A 15,853-nucleotide genomic window follows, 5' to 3' on the forward strand; every position below is an offset into this window, starting at 1 on the left:
TTTAGCGACAGCCGCATAGAAGAAAAAGGGGGCGCGCGCCCTCGGGGCTAAAGCCCGTAAAGGGCGCCAAATTTTTCCTCGAGATAGCGCAACAGCGGCTCAGGGGAGACAGGCCCACCGATTGCATCCTCAATCGTCTGGCGCGGCGGTTTCAGGCTGCCGTGGCGTTGCAATCTTTCGCGCAGCCAATCGGTTGCAGGGCGTGGATTGCCCTGTGCCAATGCCACATCCAAATTCGGCACATCCGCGCGCAAAGCCTGCATCAAGCAGCCAGCATAGACATTGCCAAGCGCGTAGGTGGGGAAATATCCAAACAGGCCCGCCGACCAATGCACATCTTGCAACACCCCGTGGCTGGGGCGATCCACGGCGAACCCAAAATCAGCCATAAAGCGATCATTCCATGCCGCCTCAAGATCACCCACGGCCAGATCACCGCTGATCAATGCCTGCTCTAGATCAAACCGCAGCATGATATGCAGGTTATACTGCACCTCATCGGCCTCGGTGCGGATATAGCCTTTGGCAACTCGATTGATCGCCGCGTATAGCGCAGCGGGGCTATCAGTTGAAAGCCCACCAAAGGCCGTCTGCATCTGCCCATAAAGCCATGTCACAAAAGGCAGGGACCGACCAAGTTGATTTTCATAAATGCGGCTTTGGCTTTCATGCACCCCCATCGAGGCGCCCTGCCCCAATGCGGTCAAATGATAGAGCGGATCTATGTTTTGCTCGTAGCAGGCATGGCCCACTTCGTGAATGGTCGAATAAAGCGCATTAAACGGGTCATCCCGCGCCACCCGCGTGGTGATGCGACTGTCACTGCCTGAGCCAGAAGAAAAGGGGTGAACGGCAAGATCAATCCGCCCTTTATCGAGATCATAGCCAAAGGCCAAAGCAATCTCGCGCGTCAGGGCAAGCTGCGCCGCCTCGTCAAAATCACCCGATATCGCCGCAGGCATCGGCTTTTCAAGGATCGCCGCGCGCAAAGCCACAAGGCGCGGGCGCATCGCATCAAACAGGGCCGCGATTTCGCTGGCGCGCATCTCAGGTTCGTAATCGTTCAACAGCGCATCATAAAGGGCCGCACCACGCGTCTCGCCTGACAGACAGGCAGCCTCTTCGCGGCGCAGGGCGATGAGTTGCTCAAGAACCGGTAGAAATCCCGCAACATCATCTTCGGCGCGGGCCTTGGCCCAGACCCCATGGGCGAGCGAGGCCGTCCGCGCCAATTCCGCCGCCAAACGCGCAGGGATTTTTGTAGCACGCTGATATGACCGCGAGATCAGCCGCAAAGAGGATGCTTCAAAATCCGTTTCAGCCTGTGCGGTTTCCAGCAGTTCGCCAAGTGCAGGGTCAGTGCGGCGGGCGTGCAGAACCCCCTCCATCGCTGCGATTTCCTCGGCGCGCTGTGCCGCTGCACCTTTGGGCATCATGGTTTCTTGATCCCAATGCAACCGCCCCGCGACCTGCTCAAGCGCGGCGGTTTGCGCTGCATGCGCCAAAAGATCCCCCATCGCGCTCATGCGGCTGCCCCACGCAAGGATTGCTCAGGCGGATAAATCGCAAGGAAGCGCGCGCGCAAAATCAAGACGACCAAGGCCACCGCGCCAAGCTGATGGGTCAACCCAAGGGCAATTGGCGCAGAATGCATCACCGTTACGATCCCGATCACCACCTGACCAAACAGCATCACCGCCATCCACGCATAGGATTGGCGCACCAGCGCATTGCCCGATTTGCGCCCTTTGAGCCAAACCGCAATCCCATAGGCAAAGACCAGATAGCCCAGCATCCGATGGATGAATTGGACGGTGCCATCATTTTCGAACAGATTGCGATACCAAGGGTCAATCGCCCACATATCAGGCGGGGTGAACCCGCCCGCCATCAAAGGCCAATCAATATAATTGCGCCCTGCATCGATCCCCGCGACCAAAGCCCCAACCAAGACTTGCAAAAAGGTGAGATGCAAAAGCCCCGTGGTCATACCAAAAAGGCGCTTATCGCCCGCACGCCGCGCCGCCAATAACGCGGGCGCAGGTCGGCTGAGCTGCAAAATAAACCATGTGATAAGGGCAAGGATGAAGAACGCGACACCCAAATGTGTCGCCAATCGATAGGAGGCAACATCAAACATGCCAGGCGCAAGACCTGAATAGACCATCCACCATCCGATGGCCCCTTGCAGACCACCAAGCGCCCCAAGCGCCACGATTTTTGGAACCCACCCTCTGATCAGATTGCCAGAGAGCGCAAGCGCGGCAAACCCAAGGGCCCAAACAAGACCGATTGCGCGCCCCCATTGACGATGGCCCCATTCCCACCAGAAAATATACTTAAACTCGGCCATCGACATGCCGCGATTTTGCTGTTGGTATTCGGTTGTCTGCTGATAGGCGGTGAATTGCTCTTGCCACTGGTCATCACTGAGCGGCGGAATGGCCCCCGAAATCGGCGCCCATTCAACGATAGACAACCCTGAATCGGTCAGGCGCGTCATGCCCCCAATGGCAATCATTGCCGCAACCATCACAAAGAGAACCGCCAAATAGGCCCGCATCCATCTGCGCGCCGCGCCCGTGTCGCGGGAAATCCCCGAAGGGTTCGGGCCTGTTTTCCCCGCCCCAGAGGGCCCTTTGCCGGATTGGTCGACCTCTTCGAAAATATTGCGGCTCATGGCGCGGCCCCTTCTCGATCTTCATTTGGCAAAAGACCTAGCGCCTTGGCAAAGGCTTCGCAAGAATGCGCGGCAGTTTGGCGCTAGGGCCGATCGCGCCAACGCTGCATCTGTCGCAAAATGCCGTGAAACAGCTGAACATCGGCCCGCGTCAGGGGCAGACGCCCCCACAGATTGCGCAAGACCAGCTTCATGCCTGCGGCCTTTGTTTCAGGAAAGAAATAGCCCATTTCATCAAGCTTTTCTTCGTAGTGATCCGCCAGTTTTTCCACCTCAATCGCGGTGGCAAAATCGCTGCGGGCAAATTCCATGCGCATTTCCACCACCTCGGTGGTTTGGCGGCGCCACTCATAAGCGCAGAGCAGCACAGATTGCGCCAGATTGAGCGATGGAAAATCAGGGTTCACGGGCACAGTTATAATCGCATCAGCCCGCGCGATATCGTCATTTTCCAAACCTGCGCGCTCGGGGCCAAAGATCACCGCAACCTTGCCGCCCGCGGCATGGATGGCCCGCGCCTGCGCCATCGCCGCCTCGGGGCTAAGGATGGGTTTGGTCAGGCCCCGTTCGCGGGCAGTGGTCACAAACACATGGGTGCAATCGCCAATCGCCTCGGGCGTTGTCTCCACCACCAAAGCAGGATCAAGCACCACGCCTGCGGCGCCACTGGCCAAGGCCACCGCGCGTTCATTCGGCCACCCATCGCGCGGGGCCACAAGGCGCATATGGTTCAGGCCGAAATTCCACATCGCCCGTGCCGCCGCGCCGATATTCTCACCCATCTGCGGGCGCACAAGCACGAAACAGGGCATTGGATGGGCGGTTGCGGGAATTTGGCTATCGTCACTCATGATCCTGCCATAGCGCGCGGCGGCATTCTTGCCAAGCGCCCCATTGCTGAACACGAAGCAAACCATTAGGAACAAACAAAGACTGACAAGAGGCAGCCCTATGTCCGACATGGATATTCCACAGATTTACCTTGTGACCCCGCCAAATTTCGAACTGACGGGCTTTGGCGCACAGCTTGCGGCAGTTTTGGATGCCTATCCTATCGCCTGCCTGCGCCTTGCTCTGGCAAGCCGTGATGAAGATGACCTCGCGCGCGCGGCAGATCACTTGCGCGAAATTGCCCATGCCCGCGACATCCCCTTGGTGATGTCAGAACATATCAAACTGGTCGAACGCTTGGGGCTTGATGGCGTGCATCTCTTGGATGGGTCGCGCAGCACCCGCAAAACCCGTGCGGATCTTGGCGGCGATGCAATCATCGGCTGCTTCTGTGCCAATTCCCGCCATGATGGGATGAATGCAGGGGAAATGGGGGCGGATTACATCAGTTTCGGCCCTGTTGGCGACACAAGCCTTGGCGATGGCAGCCGCGCCGAAGACGATCTTTTCGCATGGTGGAGCCAGATGATCGAACTGCCAGTCGTGGCCGAAGGCGCGCTGACGCTTACAGATATCGAACGCCTTGCGCCGATCACGGATTTCTTCGCCATCGGTGAGGAAATTTGGCGCAAAGACGACCCTGTGGCAGCCCTTAAGACGCTTCTGTCCCCTCTGGGCTGAGGGCCTGAGCAAGCCCTGCACGCACGGCCGTTTCGGCGGCCTGCGCCAGTGCCTTGCGCGATGCAAACTGTGAGACGCGCAAAGGCGCGTGATAGATGACTGTGACATGGCCATTTTTGCGGACAGATAGCACCCGCATCAGACCCGCACCAAAGGATTGATCCCCCCACCACCCGTAAAAGGCGGGATTTTCGCCTGCGGGGGCGTGATAGGCGATGGTGACGGGCTGAACAGTGATATCCCGTGGCAGATCAGCCGCAAAAAACGCCTCAAACAGGCTTGAGCGGAAGGGTAAAACGCGCAACCCATCGGTGGATGTGCCTTCTGGAAAAAACACCAAACGCTCGGCGCCCTCTGTAAGGCGCATATGCAACAGGCGATTTTGATCTTTTGCCGCCATGCGCCGCCGCTCGATGAAAACGGTGCCTGCTGCGCGCGCCAAAATCCCAATACCCGCCCAAGCGCGCACTTCGGATTTCGCCACGAATACCACAGGCCCGCCCGAATTGAGCGGGAAAATATCAAGCCAAGACACATGATTGGCGACAATCGCGCCCGCAGCTTGTGCGGCATTTCCTTTGCGCGTCACCTTGAGGCCCAAAATCATACAGACAAAGGCGCAGACGATTTGCGTGATCCGCGCAGTTAGAGGGCGGCGCAAAGGCCCCGCTATGACGCGCTCTGGCACGCGGCACAAAAGCAGGGTCAAAAAGCCAAATCCAATGACCAGAATGATCGCTGCCCCGCGCAGACAAGCGCGCAGAAGACCCAAAACCCCAACAGATGCGGGCGTGACCTGAGGGGCGCCATCCCAGCGCATGGGCCTATATCCCCCGACCCCGCGCATAGAGCGCGCGGTGTTTTTCCGACATCAGGGCCGTATCAAGGATCAAACAAATATCCGTGCAATTAAAGGCGTGATCGACAAAGGCCCCCTGCCCAACTGCACCGCCAAGGCGCAGATAGGCCTTGATCAACGCGGGCAGCGCACGCGTGGCAGCCGTGCGCTCAAGCGCGTCTTCGGCAATGAGGTTCATGTCCTGATAACCCGCTGCCCGCGCCTTTGGGCGCAGCCCCTCAGGCGCAAGATGGCGGTGATGCAGCAGCGACAGAGGCGCGGCCAATTCGGCCACATCAGTGCCATGCAGTGACGCCACACCAAATAAAATTTCAATCTCATGGGTCACGATATAATCAGCCAGCCCATTCCATAAATGCATCAGCGCCGTGCCCCCGCGATAATCGGCATGCACGCAAGACCGCCCCAATTCCAGCAAACGCCGACCCGAAGATTTGAGCGGCGCGAGATCATATTCGTCCTCGGAATAGAATTGACCTGCGGCTTTGGCCCCGTGCTCCTGCATCACGCGGTAAACGCCCACAACTTGCTTGCCCACAGCGCGGCGATGATCCAGAAGCATGAGATGATCAAAAAATGGGTCAAAGCGATCTGCCTCAAGCCGCGCCTCGTGATCCACCAAGGCCCCATCAGCGCCCAATTCCGCCACGAATACCTCATAGCGCAGGCGCTGTGCCGCGCGAATATCCTCTGGGCTTGAGGCCAATCGCAGCTCAAAATGCGGCTCTTGCGACACCATAAGGCGGGCTTTCCTGTCTTGGCTGTGCCTTTCGCGCCGCAATTTTGCGGCCTTTGGGGCAAATGCGTTTATCTGTGCAGCGCGATGCGCCTTTCCAAGATACGATCTTCGTTATGCAGAATTAGGGTATTGTTAACCATCATTCCAGTAGACCGAACCCTTAAGCGCCCCATTCGGGCAGCAATGTCACATGGCGGGAGTCGATCACTTGTTTGCCTTGATGCTCGAAATTGACGGTCACCTTGCCGCCAATATTGGATTGCACCTGTCCCAACCCCCAATCGGGTTGCGCAGGGTTGCGCACCAACATTCCAGGCTCAAGCAGCGCATTCAACTCTTCGGTCATCGGAGGCCTCATTGATGGATCAAATCGTCTTTAGCCCAAATTCACAGGATTTGTCAGCCCTGGTTGCATCACGGCTCTGCCATGATTTGGGCAACCCTTTGGGGGCTGTGTCAAACGGGGTTGAACTTCTGCAAATGAGCGGCATGGCCAATAGTCCTGAAATGGCCCTGATTGCCGATGCGCTGCGCGATACCGAAGCGCGGTTGCGGTTTTTCCGGATCGCCTATGGCGCGGCGCGGCCTGATCAGCATATCTCTGAACGCGAAGCGCGCAATATTCTGAGCCAGATGTATGGCGCGGGCCGCCTGACAGTTGACTGGCTTTTGACGGGGGATTTACCGCGCCATCATGTAAAAAGCGCCTTCTTGATGATCGCTTGTGCCGAAGCGGCCCTTCCTATGGGGGGGCATATTACAATCGCACAGCCAGAGCGCGGCACGCTTACAGTCGGCGCTGACGGGCCACGGATCTTGCACGACTTATCAGGTCTGGCATGGCTCGGCGGGGCCAGTCACAGCACCCCAAGCCCGCGCGAGGTGCAATTCCTGATGCTGTTAAAGGAGGCCGCTGACATCGGGGCTGAGATTTCCCTTAGCCTCTCGGACACCCGTGTGCAGATCAGCCTGCAGGGGTCGCAGTTATAAGGCCTGCAATCCTGCGCGAAACCGCGCGGCTTTGGCCACATACCCCGCCGCCGATTGAATAAGCCCTGCGCGCGCCGCCTCGTCTAGCGCGCGAATAACACGGCCTGGCATCCCCATCACCAAACTGCCGTCAGGAATAACTTTGCCCTCGGGGATCAAGGCCCCTGCCCCGATCAAGCAGCCCTTTCCGACAACCGCACCGTTCATCACCATCGCGCCCATGCCAATCAATGTGCCATCGCCAATCGTGCAGCCATGCAAAAGCGCACGATGCCCAATGGTGCAATCCTCGCCCACAGTCAGGGGCAGACCTGGGTCTGTATGGCAGATCACATTTTCCTGCAGATTGCTGCGCGCGCCAATGGAAATCAGTTCATTGTCACCGCGCAACGTGGCCCCAAACCAAATGCTGCTTTCGGCAGCAAGGGCAATCTTGCCGATGACATTGGCATCATCGGCAACCCATGCATCGGCGGCAATATCGGGCTGATGCCCCTCAAATGCGTAAATCATGGCGCGCGCATCCCCTCATATTCACTTTGCAAACCCCGCAAAAACCCTGCAAGGCTTGGCTGTTGAATGCGGCGCATCCGTTCAGCCATTATGATTGTAGTCAGATTGTCAAAGCACGCGTCCAGATCATCATTGACGAGAACGTAATCATAGCCATCCCAATGGCTGATCTCATCCCAAGATTTTGCCATGCGTTTGGCAATGGTTTCGGCATCATCTTGTGCGCGCGTCACCAGACGTTCGTGCAAGGCTGCAATGCTCGGCGGCAGGATAAAGATCGACAGTGCATGTGCGCCCAGCGCCGAGTTACGGATTTGCTGCGCCCCCTGCCAGTCTATGTCAAATAAGACATCACGCCCCGCATCAATGGCCGCACGCACAGGTGGCATCGGGCTGCCGTAAAGATTGCCGAACACCTCGGCATGTTCCAGCATCGCGCCCTCATCCACCATCCGCTCAAACCCAGCGCGGTCGAGGAAATGGTAATGTTCCCCATCCACCTCGCCCACACGCGGCGCACGCGTGGTGGCGGATACTGAAAACCGCAACGACCCGTCCCATGCCATCAAACGCCGTGCCAATGTGGATTTCCCCGCGCCCGAAGGCGAAGAAAGAATGATCAGCAAGCCACGGCGTGTAGCAGCGTTGAGAGATTTTGCATCGGTCTGAGACATCAGGCGCGTCTTTCTATAGCGATCTTTACTGTGCGCGCGCATCTTGAGGATCAGACCGCAGAGGTCAAGCCAAAGCAGCGCCCATGCCCCATTAACCAATTTCTGTCATATGGGCTGAATTTTCCGAAAATTTGCCGTTACTATGCCCGAGGTAACACACCTCAGCACATAAACCTTCGATCCGCCGCATAGGGGTATGCAGCAGGCGTATCGAACCCGTTGAGGATAGGGGAAAACGATGGGGAATTATTATTTTGGCGATGCCGCGCGTGACAAGGACGACAGCCTTGATCACCATATGGCCTTCACGCGATTGCGGCAGCATTGGAACAGTTTGCGTGACACCGTCCACCAACCACCCAAAGCACGCGATGTGCAGCCGCATATCTTAGGCGCGGCCCTACCATTCGTGTTTTTGGTGGAAAATCTCGGCGGCGAAATTTTGCGCCTGAAACTGGGCGGCACGCATTTATGCGATGTTATGGGGATGGAACTGCGCGGAATGCCGCTGCGGTGTTTTTTTGCCTATAATGAACGCCCGCGCTTTGCCGCTGCGGTCGAGCCTGTTTTCACGGGGCCTGCGGAATTGGATATAAGACTGCAAAGCAGCTATAGCGGGATTGAGCCACCCGTTTTGGCGCGCATGATCCTTTTGCCCTTGCAAAGCGCCTCGGGCATGATTGATCGCGCCATTGGGGCTTTTGTAACCAAAGGGCCGCTTAACCATGCGCCCTATCGGTTTGAGATTGAGCGCACGGATCTGCACCCGCTTCATGCAGAAACGGCGGCTGTAACGCCGCCGCCCCATATGGACATGAAACCCACCAAAGTGCCCTATCTACGCGTCCTGTCAGGGGGGCGCGCAAGCTAGCGCATCAGCGCGGCGGGGTTTTATCCCGCCGCCGCTGCCGCCGCATCACGGCGGGTTGAGGACAATTCCTCCGCCACCAAGAAGGCCAATTCAAGCGACTGGCTGGCATTGAGGCGCGGGTCACAGGCCGTGTGATAGCGGCTTGAGAGATCCTCATCGGTCACAGCGCGCACGCCACCTGTGCATTCGGTGACATCTTTGCCTGTCATCTCGAAATGCACCCCGCCCGGAATGGTGCCTTCGGCGCGGTGTATGGCAAAGAATTCCTGCACCTCCCGCAAAACCGAGTCGAAGGGCCGCGTCTTAAACCCACTGGCCGATTTGATCGTATTGCCGTGCATCGGATCACAGCTCCAGACCACATTTGCCCCATGCGATTGCACCGTGCGCACAAGGCGTGGCAGATGATCGCCAACCTTGCCCGCACCAAAGCGCGCAATCAATGTCAGGCGGCCTGCCTCATTTTCTGGGTTCAACTTATCCATCAGGATTTTCAGATCATCCTCGGTGGTGGTTGGGCCGCATTTCAGACCAATCGGGTTTTGCACCCCTGCACAGAATTCAACATGGGCACCCTCTGGCTGACGGGTGCGGTCGCCAATCCAGATCATATGACCCGAGCCTGCAATCGGTTTTCCGGTGGTCGAGTCAATCCGACACAGGGCTTCCTCATATTCCAACAACAGCGCCTCATGGCTCGTGTAGAAATCAACACTGTGCAATTCATGTGTGGTCTGTGGGCTGATGCCAGCCGCGCGCATGAAATCAAGGCTATCTTGGATATGATTGGCCATATCGCGGTATCTCTCCGCGTCATCGTGATCGGTAAAGCCCAAGGTCCAGCTATGCACCCGTTCGATATCTGCAAAACCACCCGTTGAGAAAGCCCGCAACAGGTTTAGCGAGGCGGCAGCCTGCGTATAGGCCTGCAACATCTTGGCAGGGTCAGGAATGCGCGCCTCGGGCGTGAAGGCCAACTCGTTGATGATATCACCGCGATAAGAGGGCAACTCGACCCCGTTGATCACCTCGGTAGGCGCTGAGCGCGGCTTGGCGAATTGCCCTGCCATACGGCCCACTTTGACCACGGGAACCTTGGCGCCATAGGTCAAGACCATCGCCATTTGCAGCATGACTTTGAAGGTGTCGCGAATGGAATCTGCAGAAAATTCAGCAAAGCTTTCGGCGCAATCGCCCCCTTGCAGCAAAAACGCCTCACCACGGGCCGCTTTGCCAAGTGCGGCTTTGAGGCGGCGCGCCTCACCCGCAAAAACCAAAGGAGGATATTTCCCAAGCTGCGCCTCGACCGCCGCCAATGCTGCCTGATCAGGATAATCAGGCATCTGCACGCGCGGCTTGCTGCGCCAGCTAGATTTCGTCCATGTTTGTGCGGCTTCAGCACCCATGGGAGCCTCCTTCGGTCTTCCATAAAAATTACGATTTCGGCCTGCTTATAGACGCGGAAACCCCCCGCGTCCAATGGCAATTTCGCAAGCTATGGATCAAAAGGGGGGCTTGCGGCGCGCGCAATTTGGTGGTTTCGCTAGAGAAACGATCACGTAAGGTTGTATCGTGATATGCGCCTCGGTGCGATGTTTAATGATTGTGGCTTTGTTCAAAGGACTTTGGAGATGAGCAGACCAACACCCCGCGATGCAGACGCCGCGAAACGCTATGTTTTCGTGCTGTTGGATCGCTTTACGATGCTCTGCTTTGCCTCTGCGGTCGAAGCCTTGCGCATTGCCAATCGGATGTCGGGACGCACTCTCTATGAATGGGCCTTGGCGGGGGATGGGGGCGAGGTTGCGTATTGCTCTGCGGGGATCGGCTATAAGCTAGATATGGATCTCGAAGAGCTGACCCGCGAAGACACAATCATGCTGTGCGGCGGGATTGATGTGCAATCCGCGACAACGAAGCGCATTCTCAACTGGTTGCGGCGCGAGGCGCGGCGCGGGTCTGTTGTGGGCGGACTTTGCACCGCAGGCTATACCTTGGCCAAGGCGGGGCTGTTAGACGGCAAACGCGCCACGATCCATTGGGAAAACCAAGACAGCTTTTCCGAAGAATTCGAAGACGTCACCCTGACAAAATCGGTCTTTGTGATTGATGGCAACCGCATCACCACCGCAGGCGGCACCGCCTCGATTGATTTGATGCTGAAAATCATCGCCAATGATCACGGCGAAGAATTGGCGAATTTGGTGGCGGATCAGTTGATCTATACCTCGATCCGCACCGACCAAGACACGCAGCGCCTGTCAATTCCAACCCGCATCGGCGTGCGTCATCCAAAACTCAGCCAAGTTATTCGGATGATGGAGCATAATATCGAAGACCCGATCAGCCCGGCAAGTTTGGCCAAAGAGGTCGGAATGTCCACGCGCCAATTAGAGCGCTTGTTCCGCCGTTACCTGAACCGCAGCCCCAAGCGGTATTATATGGAATTGCGCCTTGCCAAAGCGCGCAATCTACTGATGCAAACCGATATGAGCGTGATCAATGTGGCATTGGCCTGCGGCTTTGCATCCCCCTCGCATTTTTCAAAATGCTATCGGGCGCAATACGACACCACCCCCTATCGCGAGCGGGGCACCCATGCGAGCAAACCTGACATAATCGTCAAATAATACCTTATTGCCCCACCCTTGCGGCGCGTCCCCCACGGCGCACAGCGCGCGGGGCTTGCTCAAGCGCCTCGCGCAGGGTTTCGCTCATCGGGTGCCCTTTATCTTCGGCTGCATATTGCTCAAGCAGATGGCGAATATAGGTTTTGGGGTCATCCGCGGTGATGGACAATGCCCAATCCATGAAAATCGTGCGGCATTCGCCCCGCGTGATCCCCTCGATGCGATAGGCCTCGCGGATCAGCGCCTTTGGATCATAGATATCGCCCTTCATAACACCGAAACTCCTGCATCCCATATGCCCTTGGCCGATCTAGGGCTTGCGCGTCAAAGCGGCCTCGATAATTGCGACAGATTCCACGCGGCCAGCGTCAAGCGCAGTTTCCAAACTGGCGCGATCCGCGTGGCCCGTGGCGCGCACCAGAAATTCTAGCCCACCCTGCCCGATATCACTTGGATCAAGCGGCGCATCCGTCAAGAGGCGTGCAGCCTGCGCCGCACGAGAAAAGAGCGCATGCGCGGCAGATAAGGCCTCCGCTTCGGCTTGGGTCAGCCAACCGCATTTGGCTGCTGCGCGCAGATGGCGCGCAGTGGCGCGGGCCGCACTGCCCGCGATCAGCGCGCCCGCCTGCCCGATCAGATCAATATCCTGCATACCGCCCATGCCCGCCTTGACGTCAAAGGTGCTGCCCTTGCGCCCTGCCGCCGCAAGGCGTTGGCGCATGTCGGCCAAATCCGCGATGATCGTGCTTGGCTTGCGAGGGGATTGGATCACCTGCATCCGCGTGGCTTCGACATCTGCGCCAAGGCTTGCATCGCCTGCAACAACCCGTGCGCGGGTGAGCGCCATATGCTCCCACCCCCATGCCTCATTCATTTGATAATGCGTGAAGGCCTCCAAGGATGTCGCAACAGGCCCCTTGCGGCCTGAGGGTCGCAGACGCATATCAACCTCGTAAAGCCGCCCCTCTGAGGTCGGTGCAGAGAGTGCGGTGATCAGCATTTTTGTTGCCTTCGAAAACCACCCCCGCGCGTCCAATGGGCGCGGGCCATCCGTCATCTCAACACCGCCCGCGTCATAAATAACGATCAAATCCAAATCCGACCCCGCCGTGAGCCGCGCAGCCCCAAGGCTCCCCATGGCCAAAACAACCCCGCCGCGACCTGGCGCGACCCCATGTTTTTTTGCCAATTCCGAACAGACCAAAGGCCAGAAACAGGCAATCACCACATCGGCCAAATCGGTATATTGCTTGGCCGCTTCTTCAGCCTCAATCAGGCCGCGCAGGTGATGCACCCCAACACGGAAATGCCATTCTTTCAGCCAACGGCGCGCAGCGTCCAACTGTCCTTCATAATCAAGCCCTTCAAGCGTGCTGCTGAGAGATTGCAGCAATTCGCCCCGTGCGGGCCATGGCGCAAAGAACCCACCGCTTAGAACCGCATCTAGAACTTTAGCATTGCGCGATAAGTATATGGAAAGCGCAGGCGCCGTTGCACAGATATCAGCCAAAAGATCAATCAATGACGGGTTTGATTGGAATAAAGAAAATAGTTGAACACCCGCAGGCAAACCTTTGAGAAAGCTATCAAAATTCGAAAGACTTTCATCTGGATTTGCGGATTTCATCAGCTTGCTCAAGAGGGCGGGTTTGATCTGTTCGAAAATCTCGCGCCCGCGTGAGGCGCGCAAACAGGAATAGCCCGGCCAACGCGATAAAATCTCTATTTGTGAGGGGGTAAGAGTGACATCTTCATGTTCAATCTCAGCTTGCTTTTGCGGGGTGTAAAACGGCTCGCAGGCGTCATCAACTGCGTGCAATCGCGCCAGAAGCGCGGCACGAAATGCGGCGACATCGCCCTCGCCCATAAAGGCCGCAAGCCGCGCAAACCCTTCGGGCGATTTGGGCAAGCTGTGCGTCTGCGCGTCATGGATCATCTGCAAACGATGCTCAACCTCGCGATGCGCGATGTAATGCGCGGTCAGACTTTCTGTGACTTCTGGATCAACCCATGATTTCTTGGCCAAGGCGGCCAAAGCATCAACCGTGCGCCGCATCCGCAAATCGGGATCTCTGCCACCTGCCACCAATTGGCGGGTCTGGGCAAAAAATTCGATCTCACGAATGCCGCCCGCCCCCAGTTTCATATTATGCCCCTCAAGGGTGAACCCATGCAGGCCCTTATGGTCGCGAATACGCTGGCGCATGTCTTGGGTGTCACGGATGGCGGCGAAATCCAAATGCTTGCGCCACACGAAAGGCGTGAGGGTTTTCAAGAACCGCTCCCCTGCCGCAAGATCACCGGCGGCAGCGCGCGCCTTGATATATGCGGCGCGCTCCCAATTTCGCCCCTCCGCCTCGTAATAGCGTTCAGCCGCAGCCATTGAGATACAGACGGGCGTCACAGAGGCATCGGGGCGCAGCCGAAGATCGGTGCGGAATACATAACCCTCGGATGTGATTTCCCCCAAACTTGCGGCAATGCGGCGGGTTGCGCGCACGAACCCTGTGCGCGCCTCCATCTCATCCCCTGCATCGAATCTTGTTTCATCAAAGAGACAGATCAGGTCAATGTCAGAGGAATAATTCAATTCCCCCGCCCCCATTTTCCCCATCGCAAGCGCCACCATTCCCGCGCCATCGCGCAGCGCATCCTCCTCGGTTTGGGTGGGAATGCGTCCGCGCCGCGCCTCGGCCCCGACATGAACCCGCAGCGCCGCCTGCACACAGGCATCGGCGAATTGCGACCAGAGGGCCGTGGTGGTCAACAAATCCCAAACACCGCCACAATCGGCCAAAGCCACAAGGATCGCGGCGCGGCGCTTGAGGCGGCGCAGCCCCGCATCGAGATCACTAGCCCCTAAGGCGGCCGCCTCTGCCAAAATTGCAGCCATACCCGCCTCAGGCGCGGCGCTGAGGGTGGGGATCAACCAATCGATTTCGCGGCGGATCAGGCCCGCCAGATACGGCGCACATCCGGCCACGCCATGGATGACCTCACGCAGTTCAGGCGCAAGCTCGTTCAATTGGGGCAGATCCGCGAATAGACCTGTCGCCAAGGCACCGTCATAGGCAAGGGGCGCGCGGGTGATCCGAGCGGCAAAGGGGGCGGCGTTTTGGGTCATCTTGTCATTATCATGCGTTTGCGCTCAAAGGTTGTGACAGATGATAGAAGGGAATGCGCATGAGCAAAAGCCTTGCCCGCGTGGCCCATGCCCTAGAGAGGGCGGGGCTAGAGGCTGTGATCCTTGAGATGGCCGAAGGCACCCGCACCGCCGAAGATGCGGCGCGTGCGGCGCAATGCCAAATCGATCAAATTGCGAAATCAATCATATTCCGCGAGGTCGCGAGCGGTGAGTTGGTTTTGTTCATCACCGCAGGCGGCAATCAGGTCGATCCCTCGCGCGCCGAAGCCCTGACTGGGTGCGCCTTGGCGCGGGCGGATGCCGACACGATTCGCCGTGTCACGGGCTTTGCAATCGGGGGCGTGGCCCCTGTCGGGCATCTGCGCCCCTTGCGCATATGGTTTGACCCGCGGCTTTTGGCCTTTGATTTGGTATACGCGGCGGCAGGCACACCGCGCCATATTTTCGGCATCTCCCCCGAACAGCTTTTGCGACTGACCGGGGCAAAACAGGCCGATTTCGTGGCCGAATAAAAAGAATCGGAACAGATGCCAAGATTTTCCTTGAAATGGGAAACATGACGCACTAGGTGCCCCCCTTACGAACCGGGTGCCGATCCCAACCTCGCTGCCATCAGCGGGGGGGCGCTAAGGGCCCACCACATCAATCTGCTGGTAAGAAGGGGGCGTGCTATGTCTAGCGCCGACCTCTTCCAACTGGGGACTGGTCTGGAGACAGGCGCCCATGCGGAAGACACTCACAGCCTTTCGGCTGACCGAAGCGTGTTCGATGAGACACGCGATGATCACTTCATTCGCCGCGATGGCCGCGTTTTCGCGGGCACGCATCTGATCCTCGAAGTCGTCAATGGCCATGGCCTTGATGACGAGGCGCGGATTCAAACTGCATTTCGCGACTGCGTGCGCGAATGTGGGGCAACGCTTCTGCACATTCATACCCACAAATTCAGCCCCCAAGGCGTGTCGGGTGTGGCGGTTTTGGCGGAAAGCCATATCTCGGTGCATACATGGCCCGAGATTGGCTATGGCGCATTTGACGTCTTTATGTGCGGCGATGCCGAACCATGGCGCGCGGTGGATGTGCTTAAAGCGGCCTTTGGCACGCAAGATGTGCGCGTCAAAGAATTGCTGCGCGGCGAAGGTCTGGTGACCGAGGCGATTGCCGCAGCATAATTGCGCTT

17 protein-coding genes are annotated in these 15,853 nt (G+C 57.9%); 6 read left to right on the top strand and 11 right to left on the bottom strand.

What is annotated here, in order from left to right:
- Positions 1-47: 47 nt before the first annotated feature.
- The 3 genes from I3V23_03285 to I3V23_03295 form a co-directional block, all read right to left on the bottom strand.
- Positions 48-1,526 carry a carboxypeptidase M32 gene (locus I3V23_03285; protein QPI86022.1) on the bottom strand — a complete coding sequence of 493 codons (1,479 nt, stop codon included), beginning with the start codon at positions 1,524-1,526 and terminating at the stop codon, positions 48-50.
- A complete protein-coding gene (locus tag I3V23_03290; protein QPI86023.1) occupies positions 1,523-2,680 on the bottom strand; it encodes a COX15/CtaA family protein in 1,158 nt (385 codons plus the stop codon). The genes I3V23_03285 and I3V23_03290 overlap by 4 nt, the downstream gene beginning before the upstream one ends.
- An 83-nt stretch (positions 2,681-2,763) precedes the next feature.
- A complete protein-coding gene (locus tag I3V23_03295; protein ID QPI86665.1) occupies positions 2,764-3,531 on the bottom strand; it encodes an RNA methyltransferase in 768 nt (255 codons plus the stop codon).
- A gap of 100 nt (positions 3,532-3,631) precedes the next feature.
- On the opposite strand from I3V23_03295, the gene I3V23_03300 reads away from it, so the two are divergent.
- Positions 3,632-4,252 (top strand): thiamine phosphate synthase, encoded by a 621-nt coding sequence (locus I3V23_03300; protein QPI86024.1) that lies wholly within the window; start codon positions 3,632-3,634, stop codon positions 4,250-4,252.
- Here I3V23_03300 and I3V23_03305 read toward each other — a convergent pair.
- The 3 genes from I3V23_03305 to I3V23_03315 all read right to left on the bottom strand — a co-directional run bounded on the left by I3V23_03305 (position 4,224) and on the right by I3V23_03315 (position 6,196).
- Positions 4,224-5,072, bottom strand: coding sequence for a 1-acyl-sn-glycerol-3-phosphate acyltransferase (locus I3V23_03305; GenBank protein QPI86025.1), 849 nt, complete (start codon positions 5,070-5,072; stop codon positions 4,224-4,226). The genes I3V23_03300 and I3V23_03305 overlap by 29 nt on opposite strands.
- Before the next feature lie 4 nt (positions 5,073-5,076).
- On the bottom strand, positions 5,077-5,850 hold the full coding sequence (locus I3V23_03310) for a GNAT family N-acetyltransferase (GenBank protein ID QPI86026.1): 774 nt from the start codon (positions 5,848-5,850) through the stop codon (positions 5,077-5,079).
- Positions 5,851-6,010: 160 nt separating this feature from the next.
- The gene (locus tag I3V23_03315) at positions 6,011-6,196 is read right to left on the bottom strand and encodes a DUF3553 domain-containing protein (protein QPI86027.1); all 186 of its coding nucleotides are present in this window, start codon (positions 6,194-6,196) and stop codon (positions 6,011-6,013) included.
- Between the two features lie 14 nt (positions 6,197-6,210).
- Here I3V23_03315 and I3V23_03320 point away from each other — a divergent pair, with 14 nt between their 5' ends.
- Positions 6,211-6,840 (top strand): histidine phosphotransferase, encoded by a 630-nt coding sequence (locus I3V23_03320; protein QPI86028.1) that lies wholly within the window; start codon positions 6,211-6,213, stop codon positions 6,838-6,840.
- Here I3V23_03320 and I3V23_03325 read toward each other — a convergent pair.
- Both I3V23_03325 and gmk read right to left on the bottom strand, forming a co-directional pair.
- Positions 6,835-7,353, bottom strand: a complete 519-nt coding sequence (locus I3V23_03325; GenBank protein QPI86029.1) for a gamma carbonic anhydrase family protein — start codon at positions 7,351-7,353, stop codon at positions 6,835-6,837. The two genes, I3V23_03320 and I3V23_03325, sit on opposite strands and share 6 nt — an antisense overlap.
- A complete protein-coding gene (gene gmk, locus I3V23_03330; protein QPI86030.1) occupies positions 7,350-8,027 on the bottom strand; it encodes a guanylate kinase in 678 nt (225 codons plus the stop codon). Before gmk ends, I3V23_03325 begins: the two co-directional genes overlap by 4 nt.
- 238 nt (positions 8,028-8,265) lie before the next feature.
- On the opposite strand from gmk, the gene I3V23_03335 reads away from it, so the two are divergent.
- The gene (locus tag I3V23_03335; protein ID QPI86031.1) at positions 8,266-8,898 is read left to right on the top strand and encodes a PAS domain-containing protein; all 633 of its coding nucleotides are present in this window, start codon (positions 8,266-8,268) and stop codon (positions 8,896-8,898) included.
- 20 nt (positions 8,899-8,918) lie between these two features.
- On the opposite strand, the gene I3V23_03340 is transcribed toward I3V23_03335, so the two are convergent.
- Positions 8,919-10,304 carry a 3-deoxy-7-phosphoheptulonate synthase class II gene (locus I3V23_03340; GenBank protein ID QPI86032.1) on the bottom strand — a complete coding sequence of 462 codons (1,386 nt, stop codon included), beginning with the start codon at positions 10,302-10,304 and terminating at the stop codon, positions 8,919-8,921.
- Positions 10,305-10,529: 225 nt separating this feature from the next.
- Here I3V23_03340 and I3V23_03345 point away from each other — a divergent pair, with 225 nt between their 5' ends.
- On the top strand, positions 10,530-11,528 hold the full coding sequence (locus I3V23_03345) for a GlxA family transcriptional regulator (protein QPI86033.1): 999 nt from the start codon (positions 10,530-10,532) through the stop codon (positions 11,526-11,528).
- A gap of 4 nt (positions 11,529-11,532) precedes the next feature.
- Here the strand turns inward: I3V23_03345 and I3V23_03350 are convergent, their stop codons facing one another.
- Together I3V23_03350 and I3V23_03355 are read right to left on the bottom strand one after the other, a co-directional pair.
- Positions 11,533-11,799, bottom strand: coding sequence for a hypothetical protein (locus I3V23_03350; protein QPI86034.1), 267 nt, complete (start codon positions 11,797-11,799; stop codon positions 11,533-11,535).
- A gap of 39 nt (positions 11,800-11,838) precedes the next feature.
- Positions 11,839-14,652: a bifunctional [glutamine synthetase] adenylyltransferase/[glutamine synthetase]-adenylyl-L-tyrosine phosphorylase gene (locus I3V23_03355; GenBank protein QPI86035.1), complete on the bottom strand. Its 2,814-nt coding sequence runs from the start codon at positions 14,650-14,652 to the stop codon at positions 11,839-11,841.
- A 59-nt stretch (positions 14,653-14,711) separates the two neighbouring features.
- Between I3V23_03355 and I3V23_03360 the strand changes: the two genes are divergently transcribed.
- Both I3V23_03360 and speD read left to right on the top strand, forming a co-directional pair.
- The gene (locus tag I3V23_03360) at positions 14,712-15,185 is read left to right on the top strand and encodes a YbaK/EbsC family protein (protein ID QPI86036.1); all 474 of its coding nucleotides are present in this window, start codon (positions 14,712-14,714) and stop codon (positions 15,183-15,185) included.
- 159 nt (positions 15,186-15,344) lie between these two features.
- A complete protein-coding gene (speD, locus tag I3V23_03365) occupies positions 15,345-15,845 on the top strand; it encodes an adenosylmethionine decarboxylase (GenBank protein QPI86037.1) in 501 nt (166 codons plus the stop codon).
- Positions 15,846-15,853 lie beyond the last annotated feature (8 nt).

It is taken from the genome of Rhodobacterales bacterium HKCCA1288, assembly GCA_015693905.1.
GTDB lineage: Bacteria > Pseudomonadota > Alphaproteobacteria > Rhodobacterales > Rhodobacteraceae > M30B80.

What these genes read in the sequence shown, in the direction of transcription:
- I3V23_03355 (QPI86035.1), bottom strand. Translation starts at nt 14,652, where the DNA reads ATGACCCAAAACGCCGCCCCCTTTGCCGCTCGGATCACCCGCGCGCCC.
- I3V23_03305 (QPI86025.1), bottom strand. Translation starts at nt 5,072, where the DNA reads ATGCGCTGGGATGGCGCCCCTCAGGTCACGCCCGCATCTGTTGGGGTT.
- I3V23_03325 (QPI86029.1), bottom strand. Translation starts at nt 7,353, where the DNA reads ATGATTTACGCATTTGAGGGGCATCAGCCCGATATTGCCGCCGATGCA.
- I3V23_03360 (QPI86036.1), top strand. Translation starts at nt 14,712, where the DNA reads ATGAGCAAAAGCCTTGCCCGCGTGGCCCATGCCCTAGAGAGGGCGGGG.
- I3V23_03290 (QPI86023.1), bottom strand. Translation starts at nt 2,680, where the DNA reads ATGAGCCGCAATATTTTCGAAGAGGTCGACCAATCCGGCAAAGGGCCC.
- I3V23_03335 (QPI86031.1), top strand. Translation starts at nt 8,266, where the DNA reads ATGGGGAATTATTATTTTGGCGATGCCGCGCGTGACAAGGACGACAGC.
- I3V23_03310 (QPI86026.1), bottom strand. Translation starts at nt 5,850, where the DNA reads ATGGTGTCGCAAGAGCCGCATTTTGAGCTGCGATTGGCCTCAAGCCCA.
- I3V23_03340 (QPI86032.1), bottom strand. Translation starts at nt 10,304, where the DNA reads ATGGGTGCTGAAGCCGCACAAACATGGACGAAATCTAGCTGGCGCAGC.
- I3V23_03345 (QPI86033.1), top strand. Translation starts at nt 10,530, where the DNA reads ATGAGCAGACCAACACCCCGCGATGCAGACGCCGCGAAACGCTATGTT.
- I3V23_03320 (QPI86028.1), top strand. Translation starts at nt 6,211, where the DNA reads ATGGATCAAATCGTCTTTAGCCCAAATTCACAGGATTTGTCAGCCCTG.
- I3V23_03350 (QPI86034.1), bottom strand. Translation starts at nt 11,799, where the DNA reads ATGAAGGGCGATATCTATGATCCAAAGGCGCTGATCCGCGAGGCCTAT.
- speD (QPI86037.1), top strand. Translation starts at nt 15,345, where the DNA reads ATGTCTAGCGCCGACCTCTTCCAACTGGGGACTGGTCTGGAGACAGGC.
- I3V23_03300 (QPI86024.1), top strand. Translation starts at nt 3,632, where the DNA reads ATGTCCGACATGGATATTCCACAGATTTACCTTGTGACCCCGCCAAAT.
- I3V23_03285 (QPI86022.1), bottom strand. Translation starts at nt 1,526, where the DNA reads ATGAGCGCGATGGGGGATCTTTTGGCGCATGCAGCGCAAACCGCCGCG.
- I3V23_03315 (QPI86027.1), bottom strand. Translation starts at nt 6,196, where the DNA reads ATGACCGAAGAGTTGAATGCGCTGCTTGAGCCTGGAATGTTGGTGCGC.
- I3V23_03295 (QPI86665.1), bottom strand. Translation starts at nt 3,531, where the DNA reads ATGAGTGACGATAGCCAAATTCCCGCAACCGCCCATCCAATGCCCTGT.
- gmk (QPI86030.1), bottom strand. Translation starts at nt 8,027, where the DNA reads ATGTCTCAGACCGATGCAAAATCTCTCAACGCTGCTACACGCCGTGGC.